General features: G+C 49.2%; 16 protein-coding genes. 5 read left to right on the top strand and 11 right to left on the bottom strand.

The features are described 5' to 3' along the window. Nucleotides 1-719 precede the first annotated feature (719 nt). The gene (locus HMPREF0980_RS11005; RefSeq protein WP_242847383.1) at nt 720-1,187 is read left to right on the top strand and encodes an NADH-quinone oxidoreductase subunit NuoE family protein; all 468 of its coding nucleotides are present in this window, start codon (nt 720-722) and stop codon (nt 1,185-1,187) included. 26 nt (nt 1,188-1,213) lie between these two features. Here the strand turns inward: HMPREF0980_RS11005 and HMPREF0980_RS11000 are convergent, their stop codons facing one another. The 5 genes from HMPREF0980_RS11000 to HMPREF0980_RS10980 all read right to left on the bottom strand — a co-directional run bounded on the left by HMPREF0980_RS11000 (nt 1,214) and on the right by HMPREF0980_RS10980 (nt 6,516). Beyond that, nucleotides 1,214-1,939 carry a glycyl-radical enzyme activating protein gene (locus tag HMPREF0980_RS11000; RefSeq protein ID WP_242847382.1) on the bottom strand — a complete coding sequence of 242 codons (726 nt, stop codon included), beginning with the start codon at nt 1,937-1,939 and terminating at the stop codon, nt 1,214-1,216. Between the two features lie 45 nt (nt 1,940-1,984). Further along, the gene (locus tag HMPREF0980_RS10995) at nt 1,985-4,354 is read right to left on the bottom strand and encodes a glycyl radical protein (RefSeq protein WP_049729084.1); all 2,370 of its coding nucleotides are present in this window, start codon (nt 4,352-4,354) and stop codon (nt 1,985-1,987) included. A gap of 31 nt (nt 4,355-4,385) precedes the next feature. Then, entirely contained in the window at nt 4,386-5,075 is a 690-nt protein-coding gene (locus HMPREF0980_RS10990; protein WP_049729083.1) for an HAD family hydrolase, read from the bottom strand. A gap of 11 nt (nt 5,076-5,086) precedes the next feature. Next, nucleotides 5,087-5,602: a GNAT family N-acetyltransferase gene (locus tag HMPREF0980_RS10985; protein ID WP_049729082.1), complete on the bottom strand. Its 516-nt coding sequence runs from the start codon at nt 5,600-5,602 to the stop codon at nt 5,087-5,089. A 107-nt stretch (nt 5,603-5,709) separates the two neighbouring features. Further along, entirely contained in the window at nt 5,710-6,516 is an 807-nt protein-coding gene (locus tag HMPREF0980_RS10980; RefSeq protein WP_049729081.1) for a MerR family DNA-binding transcriptional regulator, read from the bottom strand. Between the two features lie 82 nt (nt 6,517-6,598). Here HMPREF0980_RS10980 and HMPREF0980_RS10975 point away from each other — a divergent pair, with 82 nt between their 5' ends. Continuing rightward, a complete protein-coding gene (locus HMPREF0980_RS10975) occupies nt 6,599-7,228 on the top strand; it encodes a GNAT family N-acetyltransferase (RefSeq protein WP_049729080.1) in 630 nt (209 codons plus the stop codon). Between the two features lie 145 nt (nt 7,229-7,373). On the opposite strand, the gene HMPREF0980_RS10970 is transcribed toward HMPREF0980_RS10975, so the two are convergent. The 6 genes from HMPREF0980_RS10970 to iolN form a co-directional block, all read right to left on the bottom strand. Continuing rightward, entirely contained in the window at nt 7,374-8,342 is a 969-nt protein-coding gene (locus HMPREF0980_RS10970; RefSeq protein ID WP_049729079.1) for an ABC transporter permease, read from the bottom strand. Next, a complete protein-coding gene (locus HMPREF0980_RS10965) occupies nt 8,342-9,856 on the bottom strand; it encodes a sugar ABC transporter ATP-binding protein (protein WP_049729078.1) in 1,515 nt (504 codons plus the stop codon). Before HMPREF0980_RS10965 ends, HMPREF0980_RS10970 begins: the two co-directional genes overlap by 1 nt. 35 nt (nt 9,857-9,891) lie before the next feature. Beyond that, nucleotides 9,892-10,869, bottom strand: coding sequence for a substrate-binding domain-containing protein (locus HMPREF0980_RS10960; RefSeq protein ID WP_049729077.1), 978 nt, complete (start codon nt 10,867-10,869; stop codon nt 9,892-9,894). 81 nt (nt 10,870-10,950) lie between these two features. After that, on the bottom strand, nt 10,951-11,970 hold the full coding sequence (gene iolG / locus HMPREF0980_RS10955) for an inositol 2-dehydrogenase (RefSeq protein WP_049729076.1): 1,020 nt from the start codon (nt 11,968-11,970) through the stop codon (nt 10,951-10,953). 31 nt (nt 11,971-12,001) lie between these two features. After that, on the bottom strand, nt 12,002-13,444 hold the full coding sequence (locus tag HMPREF0980_RS10950) for a tagaturonate epimerase family protein (RefSeq protein ID WP_049729075.1): 1,443 nt from the start codon (nt 13,442-13,444) through the stop codon (nt 12,002-12,004). Nucleotides 13,445-13,484: 40 nt separating this feature from the next. Beyond that, on the bottom strand, nt 13,485-14,615 hold the full coding sequence (gene iolN, locus HMPREF0980_RS10945) for a 3-dehydro-scyllo-inosose hydrolase (protein ID WP_242847381.1): 1,131 nt from the start codon (nt 14,613-14,615) through the stop codon (nt 13,485-13,487). Between the two features lie 276 nt (nt 14,616-14,891). Between iolN and HMPREF0980_RS10940 the strand changes: the two genes are divergently transcribed. From HMPREF0980_RS10940 to HMPREF0980_RS10930, 3 genes are read left to right on the top strand one after another with little or no spacing between them, the layout of a single operon-like run. Then, complete coding sequence (locus HMPREF0980_RS10940; protein ID WP_049729074.1) at nt 14,892-15,950, top strand: zinc-dependent alcohol dehydrogenase; 1,059 nt, start codon at nt 14,892-14,894, stop codon at nt 15,948-15,950. Between the two features lie 11 nt (nt 15,951-15,961). Beyond that, entirely contained in the window at nt 15,962-16,783 is an 822-nt protein-coding gene (locus HMPREF0980_RS10935; protein ID WP_049729073.1) for a sugar phosphate isomerase/epimerase family protein, read from the top strand. Continuing rightward, a complete protein-coding gene (locus HMPREF0980_RS10930) occupies nt 16,780-17,853 on the top strand; it encodes a LacI family DNA-binding transcriptional regulator (protein ID WP_049729072.1) in 1,074 nt (357 codons plus the stop codon). Before HMPREF0980_RS10935 ends, HMPREF0980_RS10930 begins: the two co-directional genes overlap by 4 nt. Nucleotides 17,854-17,859 lie beyond the last annotated feature (6 nt).

Raw genomic sequence — 17,859 nt, 5'->3', positions numbered from 1 at the left:
CCTTAGACCGCCGGACCGCCCACGAGATAGAAGAAGACCTTCTCAGGCAGGAAAACCTTACGCTTCTTACGATAACACATCATATGGACGAGACTTTAATGGACCGTTACGATAAGATATATTATCTGAAAAATGGCAGGATTTCCTGCCCCCAAATGGGGGTTTAGTGAAGCAGGGCGCCGCTGGGAAGGCAGGGGGCATCTGCTGCGATGCGTCCGGGACTGCGACTATCACACAGATTCCTAAGCCTGTGGAATGTTCGCCGATAGCGGCTCTCATCCCACAAGCTTAGGAATCTGGTGAGGATTCTCCGTCCCTTCCGCTTATACCTTCGCATCTGTCCCCTGCCTCCCCATCGGCTATCTACTTTACTGGCACGGGCGGGGGTGGCTATGTGACGTTACTGGCGGCCGGAAGGAATTTATCTGTGCCGGTATATTAATAAAAAAGCTGAGCGAGTGAAAACCTTTGAAAAATGAAATTATTATGAGGAAGAGCCGGAGAATCCTTTCCGTAGCCCTTATCCTGCGGGATGCAAGCCGCTATCGGCGCGCATTCCGCATGGTTAGGGATACGTGAAATAGTCGGAGCCTCGGACGCATCGGAGCATCTGCCACCCGGCTCCCCGCACGCCGCCCACTTTACTTAAACTCACATTTTATTCATGAAAACTGTAATATGGGAGATACTATACAATTATATAGGGAGGAGGCGTTGTCTTGAAAAAGGAATGGAACGACATATTCGACTATTACAGGGAGGAAAAAAGCATGAACCAGTCTGAGCTTGTGATTGCCATGCTGACTGAGCTGCAGGCAGCCGAAGGCTGCATTCCACGGGAGGCCCGGGAAATGGTAGCAGAAATAGCAGGTGTCAATCCGGGCTATATCAGCGCGGTTATCAAAAGCCTTCCCCATCTGCACGAGCAATCCTTCCGGTATGAGATCAAAGTCTGTATCTCCGACCGCTGCAAGAACAAAGGGGGAACGGAGGTACTGAAGGAATTCCAGCGGATTCTGAAAATCCGCCCCGGACAGGTGACCCGGGACGGGCGCTTTCTTCTGACAACCGTATATTGTATGCACTACTGTACAAAAGCTCCTAACGTACAGATTGGGGACAGGCTGTTCCAAAATGTATCGGTATCGGATGTCCCTTCCATAATAAAGAAATATTCCGCTTCTTAACGACATATTCTGATCATGCCTTGCGCTTACCTATAGGATATCGTCTCGATTCCAATCTTGCGGGCAACTTCATACCACGCGTCTATCTCACTCTGGGATGGTGTCTGGAACGAAGCCGGCGGCAGCGGCATTCCAAGCTCTGCATATTTCCCCTCGCCGAACGTGTGATAGGGGAGCAGTTCCAGCTTTGCAGAGGACGCTTCCTTTTTCATGAATGCAAACGTCCTTTCCAGATTGCTGTCATCTGTATTCACTCCATGGATGACCGGTACTCTTATTATGAGCGGGATGCCTAGCTCTGCCGTCCTTGATACGTTCGAAAGTATCTTTTGGTTAGATACCCCGGTAAACTTCCTGTGTGTCCCGGCATCCATATGCTTGATATCATAAAATATCAAATCCATCTTCCCGAGAATATCCTTCACTTCTTCAAACTCAAACTGCCCGCATGTCTCTATGGCAAGAGAGATTCCCATATCATACATCCGGCCGGCAAGCCGTCGCAGGAACTCCTGCTGTACCGTGGCCTCTCCTCCGGAAAAGGTCACGCCGCCCCCGGACATTCGGTAGAATATCATCTGCTTTTTCACCTTATCTGTCACTTCTTCCACTGTCATATAGGAAGTCATGGCATTGTGGAGTGTCTGGCCCTCCGGGTTGGAGCACCAGGCGCAGGCAAGGGGACAGCCCGCCAGAAATATGTTCGTCCGGATCCCTTCTCCGTCATTGACAGAGAAGTTCTGTATATTCATTATATAGCCCCCGGTCATATCATCCCTCCATAGCAACAGCCAGGTCTATAATTCAGCATGTTCCGTCCTCGCAATGATAGCGTCCTGCATCGATTTGGACAGATTGACAAACTGTGTGCTGTAGCCCGCCACCCTGACAAGCAGGTCCTTGTATTGTTCCGGCCTGGCCTGCGCTTCCCTCAATATCTTCGAGGAAAGGGTATTAAACTGCACATGGAACGCGCCAAGCGCAAAGAAGGACTGTATCATCGCTCCCAGGTTAGCCTGCCCTCTCTTCGTAGCCACCAGGTCGTGGTTCAGCCTGAGATTCAGGAGCGTGCCCCCGGAGTGGATCTCCTGGTTTACTTTTGCCGCGGAACGCATGGCTGCCAGCGGTGTAGACATGTCGCTTCCCACATAAGGCGACACCCCTTCGCTAGACGGCTCTTTGTTCTTTCTTCCGCACGGGGTTGCGCCAAGCACGCGTCCCATAGGGATATAGTTGGAGATTCCCATAAACGCAGTATTGAACGGGGAGCCAAACACATCTTTATACTGATGGATTTCCCGGTAATACCAGTTTGCTATCTCTATGGCGATCTCGTCTACATAATCATCATCGTTGCCGTACTTCGGAACCTCCTGTGCTTTCTTCCTGAGTTCTTCATAGCCTTCCCAGTCGGCGGCCAGTGCCGTGCCAAGCTCCTCCATCGTCGTCACTTTATCTTCAAATACGAGCTTCTTTATAACTGCCAGAGAATTTGCTACGACAGCCAGGCCGATTCCTGTAATGACCGGACCTACATTATATTTGGCACCGCCATTGCTCAAATCTTTTCCGTCTTTCAGACACGCTTCGATACAGGAGGACAGGAACGGCCTCGGTACCATCTCCTGATGCAGCTTCTGGGCTGTTACCGTTGCAATGACGGAGTGCCTGCAAAGGTTCGCGAACTGCTTATAGAACGCATCCTTTACCTCTTCATAAGAGGTGAATTCTCTGCAAGGCTTTTCCAAAAGTCCCATCTTCTCCCCGGTCATCCGGCTCTTTCCTTCGTTAAGCGCATACTCCAGCGCGCAGCCAAAATTCACGTTTACAGCCGCCGTCCACTCGCCGGTCTTACGATAATGGGGAACGACACATCCACAGTTATTCCAGTCCCTGGCATCTTCCGGTTCATATCCGGCATTCAGAAGCATCTGGTAGCCGACGCTGTCGTTGTGGATAGCCGGAAAACCAGTACCCTGGCTCACAAGATGCGTCACCGCTCCGAGAAATTCCTCCGGACAGTCTGCATGTACCCGGACGCTTAACCCTGGCTGGTGGGTCTTTACTTCTTCCGTTGCCTTCAACGCCATATACGTAATGTCATTCGTCGCATCCAGCCCTTCCCTCGTCCTGCCGCCTACGGTCAGGTTCTGGAACTGGTTATATCCCGCAAAGTAATCCGCGGTATTGGCCGATATGGTCCACACCCACTCCGAAAACTTTAGCCAGAGCGCTTCTATAAGCTCCTGGGCCAGCTCCTCCGAAATGATTCCTCTGGCCCTGTCTGCTTCATAATATGGATTCATATACTGGTCAAAGCGGCCCGGATTCAGGGCCAGCGGATTCTCAGACAAGATGCCGCCAATCTGGGTAAACCATACGAACTGTATGGCCTCATAAAATGTCTCCGGCGGAAATTCAGGAACTTTCCGGCAGTTTGCGGCTATGCGTAACAATTCTTCTTTTCTTGTGACATCCTCCTGCCCGGCCGCCATACGTTCGGCCTCATCGGCATATCGGCCTGCAAAGCGTATGATACCTTTGGAAGTAAGGATGACAGAGCGATAGAATAGAATCTTATCCATCTCGTCAGGTACCGCCTCGTCAAGCTCTGCTATCTTCTCTTCCGCTTCCTTGATGATTCCGCCGAACCCCTTTACAAAGAGTACGTCCTGATAATCCGGCGTTACCTCGCCGACTGCCTGCCGCCATTTGGAATCATTGTCGATTACCCCTGTATCTACACCAATCTTGTATGTCTCATCCGGTACTCTTGCCAGAAAAGCCTCCTCCAGCGACTTATCCTTCCAGTAAGGGAAGATATTTTCACGCACGAAAGCTCTCTGCTCATCGGTCATAACATATGGATCCTGAGGCCTTTTGTCAAATTCGTCCATCTCCCTATCCACCCAGAGCCATGAGAACTCCGGCGTCAGGATTCCACATTTGCGGAACTCCCCGACTGCCCCTACGATAAGTTCCCCGTCAAAAATATGTACCGTGAGCTTATCGCAGGTGTCATAAAAGGCCTGCGCCCTGCGCACGGCAACATGCTGGCCTTCTGTCCTCTTGTGGGACTCTGTCCACAAGTAAGCCCGCTCACACGAGATGGCCGGCCGGGCATTGACATAGTTCTGTCTGATCTTTTCAATCCTGTCTGTAATCATAACGCTTCCCTCCCTGATTACCGGAATACGGTTACTTTATTTGGTTATCTTCGCTGCTCTCACCGTCTAATAATGCTAATACCTCGGGCAGGGACTTTACCGTCAAGGCCCCTTCCGCCGCTTTTATACCGTCGCGGTCGATAAGGACAGGCCTTATGCCCGCGGCTCTGGCCCCCTCCACATCAGAAGAGATGGAATCGCCGATATGAAGCACTTCGTCTGCCCTGCACCCACTTACCTCCAGCGCCTTTTCAAACACTGCCCTGTGAGGCTTATACGCCCTCGCCACATCACTGCTTATGATGCCCGCCGGACACAGTCCCTTGTCTCTCATGCTCTCTTCAATATACTTCCCCGCGTTATTGCTTATGATATAAATCGGCAGAGGGCAGTTCTCGAAAAACTCTCTCACATCCTCATATGCAGGCGCATACATCCAGAACCTCTGAAACGCTGCATGCAGCTCTTCCAGATCCTCTTTCAGATGGAGCTCCTTTTCACATATGTCCAGAAGTTCGTCCACTATATCATCCTCTGATATATAGCTGCTGCCGCAGCTCTTCTCTTCATATTCATTCAATAATTTCCACCAATAGGACACCATAGCCTGGGGACTCTCTATGTCACTGTTCCTGTACGTCCTGCTGATCACTTCCTGGATATCCGGGCCCTCCTCCTTGACAATCGTGCCCGTATAATCAACAAATACCGCTTTTAACATATATTCTCCTTCTATACCAGTATACGTTCAAATGCTATCCTTTTATCTCCCGCCTCACATCCTTCTGCCAGAACTATCTCTCCACACCTCACGAACCCTGACTTCTCAAGCGCTCTCTGCATCGGCAGATTGCCTGGATGCGTATCAATCCGCACCGACGGAAACCCGGCTTCCCTGGCAAGCCTGAAGCCATGTTCAAACATCCTGCCAGCCACGCCTCTTCCTTTACACTCGTCCGAGACACATACCCTGTGCATGGACGCATACGTACCATCCGTCAGCCACCTGCCGTCAATGGCTGCATAGGACGGATCCGGCTCTTTCTGAAAGGCGAAGATACCGAGGATTTCATCCCCTTCCACGGCAAGATACGTACAGCCTGCCCTTGCATCTTCCATCCATACTTCTCTGGACGGATAACCTTTCTGCCACTGGTCCAGCCCGAGATTCTTAAGCTGCCTCTTTGCCATGTCCGTAATCTCACACATTCTGTCTATCTGTTCATAAGAAGCTATTATAAATTCCATACCTGTCCACCTCATATCTTTTCATAATTCCAGTATGTCAGTCATACGCTGGCCTGTCAATCTACTTTTCTACCAGAAATGGATAAGCCCGCCGCGCTCCTCCTCCGTCAGGACGCTGTGACGCGTATGGCAATCTGCGTAATATAATCGTCCATGCCCGATATCACAAAATCATTCAGCCCTATTTCATAGGCATATCCGATGGGCTCCAGATTATTTTGATCCGCATAATGCATCAGCTCTTCATAAAATTCAGGCAGATGTTCCCATGTCCCTTTTACAAGGCCACACAGATATGTTCCTTTTGGCCTCACCATAACGCCCTTCTCCGTCCGTTTCTGCGCATAAGTGAACAGCCCTTCGTATCGGTCAAATGCTTTCTGCTTCATGTTCTCTACCGAAAGATAGCTGCCGATACCCATGCTGTACTGCCCTGGACTCCACACATCCTTAATGTGTGCATACAGCCCTTTTATGTCATCGTCACAATAGGAAAACGGGGTCACACAATAGTATTCCTCCTCACATTGCAGCACCCTGATGTCCCTGTCCTTCCGTGTTCTGCACAGCTCCAGCTGCTCCTTTTTCCTGCGCAGTATCTTTTTGGTTCTTCTGAGGCTTTGTATCTCTCTGTCTATCTCTGCAAGCTTCTCATCTGCAATCTGCAGAAAAGCCGCTTCATCCGGGTGATCCACATAGGCCTTTATCTCCTCGATACTCATGTTCAGACCTTTCAGCATACGGATATACTCCAGGTCGATACCCTGCATATAGTCGTAATATCTGTAGTTGTTCTCCCCCTTCCACCGGGGTGAAAACAAACCGATGCTGTCATAATAATGCAGCGTCCTCTTATTGATTCCGTGCAGTTTTGCAAACTGGGATGTCGTTATCTTACCCGCGTCCGGCTGCATGTGATTTCCTCCTTGACTTTACACTTACTGTATACTTTAAGATAATTATAGATCAGAAACAGAGAAATGAAAAGGAGATAAGATGAATACACAAATTTTACTGAGGACATATCGAAAAGAAGACGAAGCCAGCCTCACCGGCATTATCCGGGAAGCGTGGCACTACGATGAACTCTGCACCCCAGAGACAGCCGCAAAGCTTGCGAAAGTTTTCCTGTACAGCTGCCTGGCAAACCAGACGTATACACAGGTTGCAGAAGTAGAAGGGAAAGCGGCCGGAGTCATCATGGCAAAGGACATCAGGAGTCACCGCTGTCCGTTCGCCTTTCGCTTCAGGCAGGTCCTCTCTGTCATCTCCCTCTTCCTCTCCCGGGAGGGCAGGCAGACAGCCAGAATCTTCCAGAGTGTCAGCAGCATAGACAAAGCACTGTCTGAGCGGAGCCGAAAAGATTATGGGGGTGAGGTCGCCTTTTTTGCCGTTGCATCTGAGTATAGGGGCATGCACATCGGAACACTGCTGTTTAAGCAGATGCTCTCATACATGAAAAGGGAGAATATCAGACGTTTTTTCCTGTACACGGACACGAGCTGCAATTATGGCTTCTATGAGAGTCATGGCATGAGGCGGGCCGCCGAAGAAAAAGAGACATTTAACATAAAGGGGAAGAGGGCAGAGATGACATTTTTTCTATACGATTATCTCTGTGTCTGACAAGCGCAGGGAGCGATAGCTTGTACTATCTCTTGTTTATGCCAGCGGCATATCCCCGTAGGATGAGTACTAAGATGGCATGATTTCCCGCATTAAAAAAAGGAAACGCAAGTGAACACTTTTCTCTTTTGCGTTTCCTTCATGGTCAGCTTCTTCTGTTTTTCCGCTCATCAAGCAGTACGGCAAGAACGATTACCGCACCCTTTATTACTTGCTGTGAGTTTGGATCAATCTGCAGCATTGTCATGCCGTTTGTCAACACCCCCATTATGAATGCGCCAATCGTCGTATTCACCGCGCGGCCGATCCCCCCTGTGAAGCTCGTGCCGCCAATGATACAGCATGTAATGGCATCCATCTCATAAGCCGTGCCATAACTCGGGTTGCCTGCCAGTGTCCTGGAAGTCATAATCAAAGCCGCCAGACCGGTACAGGCTCCCGCAATGGTGTAGACAATAGTCAGAATTATCTTTACATTGATACCAGATACCTTGGCCGCTGTCTGATTCCCTCCGATTGCATACACATATGTGCCGAATTTGCTTTTATGTAATAAAAAATAGAACAGAACAGTCATTGCAATCAACAGCCATACCGCAATCGGGATGCCAAACCATGATTCAGCGCCAATCGCGTTAAATGCATCTGTGAATCCATTGATAGGTTTACTGTTTGACACTATGAGGGCAAGTCCCCTTGCCGCCGACATCATTCCAAGAGTCATAATAAAAGGCGGAACATGCCCGTACGCAATAAAGAAACCATTGACGAGGCCGGTAGCAGCTCCTACAAGGATACCCATCATTACAGGTACTATGAGCGGATAATCACCGTGCGCAAAAGTTGCGATGACGCAGCTGCACAGTGCCAGCACGGAACCGCCGGACAGGTCCGTCCCTCCTGTAATAATAGTAAGCATGACACCGAGTGCTATGATGCCGATAACGGACTGCTGCCGCATGATGTTCGTCAGATTGCCGAGAGACAGGAAATTTGTCCCTTTGATAAGAGTCATTACAAGCATCATAGCGAGAAGGATGACAAAGGTTCCATATTTGTCCATTATTTCTTTTCTTAATGCCGCATATTTACTGTTAAGACTTTTTGTTTTCATCAGCTTCCTCCTCGAACTTGTGTTTCACCTGTGGCATACAGCATTATCTTTTCCTGTGACACTTCATCCTTTTCGAGTATACCTGCCATACGTCCATCGCTCATGACCATGACTCTGTCACTCATGCCAATGACTTCCGGCAGTTCGGAAGATATCATGATAATGCATTTCCCTTCTTGTGCCAGTGCTGACAATAGTCTGTGTATCTCTGCTTTTGCACCTACATCTATTCCTCTTGTAGGTTCATCCACAATCAAAATCTCCGGATTGGTAAGCAGCCATCTTCCGACTAATACTTTCTGCTGATTGCCTCCAGACAGATACATGATCTTCTTGTCAAGGGAAGGGGTACTGATACTCATCTTATCCTTCATCTCCAGCGCATCCGCATCAACCTGCTTCTTCCGGACAAGACCAAGCCTTACGTATTTTTTGATGGAGGCGATCGATATGTTCGTCCTTACGCTCAGCGGAAGAAAACAGCCGCTTTCTTTCCTGTCTTCCGTGAGCAGCGCAATCTTATATTTTATCGCGTCTCTCGGACTTCTGATTACTGCTTCTTTTTCTCCGATGAATATTTTACCTGTTGTCTTTTTACGGATACCGAAAATAGTTTCCATGACTTCTGTCCGTCCTGCCCCCATCAGACCGGCGACCCCGAGTATTTCGCCCCTTCGAACTTCAAAGCTTACGCCGGAGAATTCTCCCTTTCTTGACAGATTTTCCACGCGCAGATATGGTTCTCCTATTTCAGCCTCTGATTTCGGGAATAAATCAGTAATCTCTCTGCCAACCATGAGAGAGATCAGTTTCTGTCCGGAACACTCATCTGCGGACAGTGTATCGATGTATCTGCCGTCACGCAGCACCGTAATGTCATCCGATATCTGAAACACCTCATCCATCTTGTGAGTGATATAGATTACGCTGACACGATCTTTCTTTAAATTACCTATCATACGAAACAGATGTTCCACTTCACTTTCTGTAATAGCCGAGGTAGGTTCATCCATAATAATCAGTTTCGCATTATATGAGATCGCTTTTGCAATTTCACACATCTGCTGCTGAGCTACGCTAAGTACTTTCATTTTCTTGTTTACGTCAATATCGATGTCCAATTCCTGAAACAGCTTCTCCGCCTCTGCACGCATTTTCTTCTGCCTCGAAAAGATGCTCTTTCCATACGTCAGCTCTTTGCCAAGAAAAATGTTCTCATAGACCGTCAGTTCCCTGACATTGCTCAATTCCTGATGTATCATAGCCAGGCCTGATTTGAGCGCATTGGCTGCACCTTTGAATCTCACTTCCTCATTGTCAAATCTAATAATACCTGTATCTCTCTGATATATGCCCAGCAGAATCTTCATCAGGGTAGATTTGCCGGCTCCGTTTTCTCCCATCAGCGTATGTACGGTACCCCGCTTAACCTTCAACATTACATTATCAAGCGCAGTCACGCCGGAAAATGCTTTTGAGACTTCCTCAGCTTCCAGAATATAATCTTCGTGCATAAAGGACTGCTCCTTTCCAGATTGTTTATCGCATGCTATTTCTGCATGTCAAGATACTCCTGTGCATCTTCAGGGAGAATGAGGATATCCTGAATCATATAATCATCTACTTTTTCTCCATTGATGATTTTGACGGCTGTCTCAAGAGGCTCTCTTGCCAGCGCCTCAGGATCTGCGTACATCGTTACATCCAGCTTGCCGTCCAACATCATCTCCAGTGCATCCACTGTTCCGTCAATTCCGGCAATGACTACTCCCTCACGGGCACCGGCAGATTCAAGGGCTATCTCCGCACCAATGGCCATCTCATCGCAGGCACATACGATGGCATCAAATTCCATCCCCGCCTGTACCCATGTCTCGACAACGGTCATCGCTTCTTCTCTCAGCCAATTGCCTACTTCATTCGCCACCAGTTCTACGTCCGGATATTTTTCGAGCGCTGCCATAGAGCCTTCTTCACGATTGTTTGACACGAGGGTTCCCGGGACTCCGCTCATATAAGCTACTTTACCGGAACCGCCCATCGCCTCTATCGCCGCTTCCATCTGCGTCTGGCCACAGGTTTTGGAATCCTGCTGCACATTTACGTCTGAATTTTCTATCGGATCTTGAACTGCCACGAAGGGAATGCCGGCTTCGTTGCATTTCTTCGCCATAGATGCTGCTGCATCTACGTCTACCGCTTTTACGCAGATAACGTCAAACTTCTGCTGAATCCAGTCCTCTACTATTGCCATCTGTGTCGCAGCATCCTGTTCACCATTTCCCAATACGACATTGACATCCTTATTTTCTTCGTCCCAGACTTTAATATTATCTATTACGTAGGAAACCCATTTGTCATTAAAGTCATTGACCGTATATCCAATCGTATATTTTCCTTCACCTTTTTCCTTACTGCCTTCTCCATCGGCTGCGTCTGTATCGTCCGATGATTTTCCGCATCCTGCCAGTGCCATAGTTGCTGTCATACAGACTACCAATGCCGTCGAAATCCACTTTTTTTTCATAAGATCCTCCTTTTATCGTTTTTAGATTCATACTACCTTGCTCCCTCTATCTACAAAGCCTCCTGCATCCTCCCTTCCCTTTTATTCAATCTCGGACAGTTTTACCGGCCTGTTCTCCAGGTAAGATGTCCTGGCCGCTTTTGCGATTCTGACTGCCTGCAGACCATCATACATTGTCACCGGAGGCTCTTTGTCTTTGTTCACAATATCGAAAAATGTACGCTGTGCATTCACAAATGCCTGTTCATAGCGTTCCAGAAAGAAGTAGACAGGCCTGTCATGTGTAACGCCATGCTCATTATTGACTATGACGGAGCTCTCCGGCACATTGCCGACTTGCACGAAACCTTTTGATGCATGCACTTCCGTCCTCTGGTCATAACCACAGTTGGACTGCCGGCTCAAGTCTATGAGTCCGATAGCGCCGCTCTCGAACTTTAACAGCGCCGCTGCCGTATCCACATCCCCAAGCTCTCCTACCTGAGGATCAATGAGGGCTTTGCCCGTTGCATATACTTCTACTACTTCCGAATCCGAAAAATAGCGAGCCAAATCAAAGTCATGTATCATTGAATCAAAATAGATGCCTCCGCTCGTCTTAATGTAGCCATAAGATGGCAGTGCCGGGTCTCTGGAACAAAGCTTGATAATCTGTGGAGCCCCGACCTTTCCACTGGCGATGATATCTTTCATCTTCCGCTGGCTTGTATCAAATCTTCTCATAAAGCCCATCAGAAACTTTATCCCTGACTTTTCCACAACCTCCATAGCCTTATATATGCGGCTGATGTCAGAATCCAACGGCTTTTCGCAGTATACATTTTTCCCGCTCTCGCAGGCCTTCAGAATATAGTCACAGTGAGTCGGTGTCGGCGAGCAGATAAAGATGCTGTCTACTTCCCGATCGGCGAACATCCGGGCCGAGTCGTTCTCCGCATATGATATATTTATGGTTTCCGCCCACTTGCGCATCTTATCGTCCATATATGGGTCGATGATATATTTTACTGTTACGTTTTGTGCATATCTATTCAGCGACTCGGCATGGACGCGCGCTATCCGTCCCGCGCCCAGGATCGCTACCGTATTTTTGACACTCATAGTTTTCCTCTCCCTAATTGACTGTTAGCCGTCACAGGCAGCCCAAACTTTTCAAATGCTTCTCCATATGCCGTTTTACCTGCATCTCGTATATCTTTTCATTCTTTTTCAGGAACTCATATATCGCATCGTGCATTTCCGTATCATTAAGCAATATTCCATACGTGATGTGCATAAGCTGTCTGGAATCAACCTGCTCAATATAAGCGGGAAGCTCATCGTCCGCTGCCGTGTCAAGCGGCCTGACTGCTGACATGTCGCAGTTCACCTCATAGTAAGACCTTGCCTCATCCAGATGTTCCAGCGCTTTCCGGTGCATCCTGCGGTACAGGTCCGGCGAGCTTCCTGCAATCACCCGTACTGCCTCCAGCCAGCTCGTTCCTGATGTCTTGACGTGAAAAAGGCCTTTCGTCTCATCGGCAATGACGGGAAACACTTTAAACTTGTCACTTCCGGAATGAATGCTCACCTTATGCCCAAAACAGGCTGCAACCTTGCAGTGCATCCGCAGGTTGCGGCGGAAGTCTTCCGTATCTCCTATGTAGTCGATGCCCTTCTGGAATTCTCCGATGAACTTTGGAGCGATACTGCTGATTCGCACATGCCGCTTCTTAAGTTCTCTTGCCACGAAGTAGTGGGCCGCCGCACTCGTCGTATGAGCTGTCTCATCAAGCGATATCTCATAATCAATACGCCGCCCTCTGCTGCGGATAAGTTCCACATATATCTCTTCCGCAAGCTCTAAAGCGTCCAGATATGTAACCAAGACCTCCATCCATGTCTGCCTTGTATAGGTAACTCCAATGGATGCGGCATGCGGCAGATTCCGATACTCCTCTTCCAGAATCAGGCGCTTCTTGTCCGGAATCTGATCATAGGCCCGGCTTAACGCCTCTGCCTGGACCGGCGGTTCTCTCAGGACATCAGAACAGTCCAACGTAATCATAGAACAGCCATGCTCCAGTGCCGCTTCTACCTCTTGTTTCGTCTTCAGGTGGTCTCCGTCCGCACCATAGCCTTCTCTGTAGCCGGCTTTGAATACGGCCCATGAAGCCGCATCGATAACGTCATCATAGGAACGCCCCGTAAGGTCGAGTTCCCGCAGGCTCTGCTGCGCCAGGACAGGTTTTACCCTTGTCCGTCTGACTGCCGCAAGCTGTCCTTCGTTCGCAAGTCCAAGCCTGTCGCCACAGCCAAAGGATGCTGTCTCTGCCCCTATGGACTGCGGCCTTGTATATCCTATTTCCATGTTAAGAGCCAGACGGTTAATATGGTTCAATGGACAGATCTTAATCCCATTTACGGTTTCTCCTTCAAAAAGAAATGCTTTGCAGCCGTCCACGATAAGACATTCTTTTTCTGCCGCCGTGGCATATATTGCCCGCAGCCCTTCCGTCTGTGCATAAGTGCTTTCCTTTATCCAGATATCGCCGTCCGGCATTGCCTGCCTGATTTTCTCTATGTATCTGTCCATACAGCTCTTCCTCCTGGTTCATCAATATATCATTACAACATTAAAGATGTTCAAAAACTCCCATGCGCGGAAGCTCGTCGATGGACTTCCAGCCTTCGCTCAATGGTTCTTTTAAAAATGGCTCCATTTCCTTAGGATCTCTCAGCGATACTTTATCAACCGGCGGAACAGTTCCTGCCGGATATGCCTCCAATATCTGGTCGTGCAGAAGAGTCAGGTATTTCAAGATAGCCACAATCGGCCTCTTTGCCTTTCTGGCATCGGACTGGGATGGTACGCCGACAATGCCCTCTGGTGTCGCCGACCTCTCAATCGCCGCATGTCCCTCTCCTTCGCTCCATCGGCATGGACGGCGGAACGGATCCACTGATTTGTCCATATGTCCGTCCGGCAGGAGGCTTTCTCCCAGCTTGTCCTGCACATACTGCATATCTACCATTTCTTTGAACATAAGCAGAGCAACAGATGTCTCCGCCTCATCGGCGTGAACGAAATGAGTCTCAAGGCTCAGTTCATCTGCCGTCGGATAGAAGAATTCACGGACGGCTCTGTGCCAGTCGATAACCCGGAAAATGCCCGGAAGCTGGTAGCGCTTGCAGAATTCCTGTATCGCAGACTCAATCATCCAGAGATGCCCGTGGTTGTTGATGAATATGATCTTGCGGTATCCGTCATTCCACAGGCCGAGCATCGTGTAGATGAGCGTCTCTTTCACAACTTCTTCCGGCATGATGACCGTTCCTGGCATACCGATATGATGATAAGGATGACCTCCGTAATTGAGCGGAGGCAATGCCAGGTTCACCTCCTGGCTGTGCTTCTTCGTATATCGGCGGACACCTTCTACGATCTGCGAACACATGAACGTATCCAGCCCCGTATTGTTGTGGAGACCATGGTTTTCCGTACAGCCAAGCGGAACAAAGACGATATCGTCCCTGCGGCGCTTCTCAATCTGGACGGCCCTCGGCGTATTCTGGATATACGTTCCTGCAATGCCGAGCTCTGGAGCAGAAGGTATGCCATATTCCAGCAGCACTTCATCGAGCTGGTCTTCCGTCATATCCCATACTTCCTTTTTCAGCCTTCCCACCTCATTGTCTTCAAATAAGATGTTGGGATCTTCCGTCTTTATCCATTTTTTTTCGGATTCGTTTAATTGTATCTTCAATCTTTCACTGCCTCCTTTTCACGGTTTTTGCTTGTATTTTAAAAACGTTTTTCTATTTCAATACTATCATTATGGTTGTTAATTGTCAATTATATTATTAATTACCATCAATTTTTACATTTTAATATTGATTTTTTTGTCATATATGTCTATAATATGCTTAAGTATTTTTGTTGTATCAATTCAAAATTTTATTGTATTTGCGAAACGTTTTTTAACATTTTTTCAATTCACAGCATTTTTTGCAGCTTAACAGTAAGAAAAGGAGATACTGACATGAAATCGATTATTTTTAAAAAACCTGGCGTATACGCTTATGAAAACCGTCCCGAACCACAGATTCAAAACCGTGACGATGTCAAGATAAAGGTGCTCGGCGTAGGCATCTGTGGTACAGACCTGCACGTACTCATGGATCCTCCCATGCATCCGGCCAGGCCCGATATCATCTTCGGGCACGAATACTGCGGTGAGGTCGCACAAGTCGGTCCCGATGTGGACTGGCTCAACCCCGGGGACAAGGTTATCGTGGATCCCCACCCGCCATGCGGCAGCTGTAAGAACTGCCGGAGCGACCGCCCCAATCTGTGTACGACGCTGTACAGCCAGCAGGACAGCCCATGGCCGGAGCACGGCGTCACGAGAGGCCTGTTTGCCGACGGCGCGCTGTGCAGCTATACGGTAGTCCCTTCCATCTCCGTTTATAAAATCGACAGCGGCACGCCGTTCCAGCTGGCCGCGCTGGCAGAGCCTCTCTCCTGTGTCGGATATGCGATTGAAAAACTGGATATCCAGGCCGGCGAGACCGTGTGCATACTCGGTGCGGGCCCTATGGGGCTTCTGTTTGCTTCTATGGCAAGGGCAAACGGGGCGACCAAAGTTATCGTATCCGAACCTTATGAATACCGCAGAGAAAAAGCGCTGAAATGCGGCGCAACGCACGTAGTCAATCCAAAAAAAGAAGATATAAGGAAGGTCTGCCTCGGCCTAACGGACGGGCTCGGCGTGGACCATTGCATCGAGGCAGTAGGGCAGCTCCTTCAGATGAGCATCGATGTCATCCGTCCAGGCGGAAAAATCGTAATGTTCGGTCATGACGAGACGGCCGTACCGCAGATCCGCCTGGCGGATATCGTCCGTAAAGAGGCGGCAATATATGGAGGCTTTCTTGGGAAATACTATTTCGAAAAGACGGCCCGGATCATCGAAAGCGGCATACTCCCGCTGGAAGAAATCGTAACCCATACCTTCCCTATGAGCGAATATGAAAAAGGGCTGGAGCTTTTGCGGGCCGGCAAAGCTCTGAAGGTCGTCATCTATCCGGAAGAAGATTAGGAGGTATCAAATTGCACATACGATTATCCCTAACCCTTACCGACAAAATAATCGGCAGCGCTCCTTTTCTTTACGAAGGGTCCTTTGAGGCAGGCGTTGCCTATGCCCGCAGGCTCGGGTATGATGGAGTAGAGCTGCATGCTTCAGACCCGTCGGCGCTTCATACACCAGATCTGTCCGCCGCCCTCAAGGAGAACGGCATACAGGTGACCGCTCTTGGCACAGGCCGTCTCTATGTCAACAAAGGACTGTCGCTGACCGATGGAGATAAAGCGGTGCGCAGCGAGGCAATCCGCATGATGAAAGCGTATATCGACGTGGCAGCGGCTTTGCGTTCCATCGTCATCATCGGCTGCGTAAGAGGGAACGTCCCTTCTCCTGACAGATACGGCGATACTCTCCTGCTGCTCGGGGAATCCATGCAGACGCTTGATGCCTATGCCTGCAGCCATGGCGTGACTATGGTATTCGAGCCAATCAACCGCTATGAGAACAACTACTTGTGCAGCACTTATGAGGTAGCGGATTTTCTTCATGTGAACGAGCTGAAGAATATTAAAATGATGATGGATACGTTTCACATGAATATAGAAGAAAAAGATATCGGGCAGGCAGTCATAGACAACATCGGCGACATCAGATATGTACACTTTGCCGACTCTAACCGCCTCTGGCCGGGACAGGGGCATATTGATTTCCGGCAAATAATTGAAATATTATCCAATTACAAGTATAATGGAACCATAAGCGCAGAGTGCCTTCCTCTGCCGACGAAACAGGAGGCAGCCGTAAACTGGCTGTCTTCCGTAAAGGAGTTGTTAGAACAAATATGACAAAAAACACAAAACCGGTAGGAATCAAGGACGTCGCAAGACGTGCCAATGTCTCTATCTCTACTGTATCAAATGTACTGAACGGGACAAAGACCGTAAGCGAGTCGCTGCAGGAACGTGTCATGAACGCCGTCAGCGAGCTGAACTATGAAGTCAATATGGTCGCCCGCGGCTTGAAAAGTGGAAAGACCAACACGATTGCAGTCATCGTTCCCTCCCTTACAAGTGTTTTTTTCCCCCCTCTGTTAAAAAGCATACAGACCATCGCCAATCAGAACGGATATTCGCTCAGCGTATTCGGCACGACCGGCAGGCTTGAGCGGGAAAAAGAATACATCCAGATGCTCCGTTCCCAATGGATTGACGGCATCCTGCTGTCCTCCTGCGTGGACACCGATGCTCCGGATTCCGCAGAGTACATTGATATGCTGTCTGACTTAAGCGTCAATGGCCACCCGATTCCACTTATCTGCCTGGAATCGGCTATCGGCCCGAAGCTGGACGCTGTTGTCATGGATGACAAGGAAGGGCTTAAGACCGCCACGGAACATTTGATCAGCCTGGGCAGAAAACGAATCGCCTATATCGCCGCCCCCACCACGTTCTCTATGGGCAAATCAAGACGCGAGGGGTATCTGGCCGCGCTGAAGCAGAACGAGCTGCCCGTGGACAGCCAGCTGATAATAGAAGGGGACTATTCTCCGGTAAGCGGTTATGATTGTATGAACGCGCTCCTTGCAAGGGATGTCGGACCGGATGCCGTAGCTGTCGGTAACGACCAGATGGGAATCGGTGCTATCCGGGCTATCCTGGATGCAGGGCTGCGCGTCCCGGAAGATATTGCAGTTATCGGCTATAACGACAACTTCCCCGCCTCGCTCATCCAGCCGTCACTGTCTACCATCCATGTCCCCAAGACTGAAATGGGAAAGATGGCATTTGAACTGTTCCAGCGAAGAGCAGAAAACCCCAGTGCATCAAGAATGCTCGTCAGACTCAACGGAGACCTGGTGGTACGTAATTCCACCGTGGCCGGCACAGATACGTCATGGGATCTTCGCAGCTGGTAGCGCACA

It is taken from the genome of Dorea sp. D27 (assembly GCF_001185345.1).
In the GTDB taxonomy this organism is placed as follows: Bacteria; Bacillota; Clostridia; order Lachnospirales; family Lachnospiraceae; genus Extibacter.
Note: the sequence above shows the minus strand (reverse complement) of the source record. Positions and strands in the feature narration are given on the sequence as shown.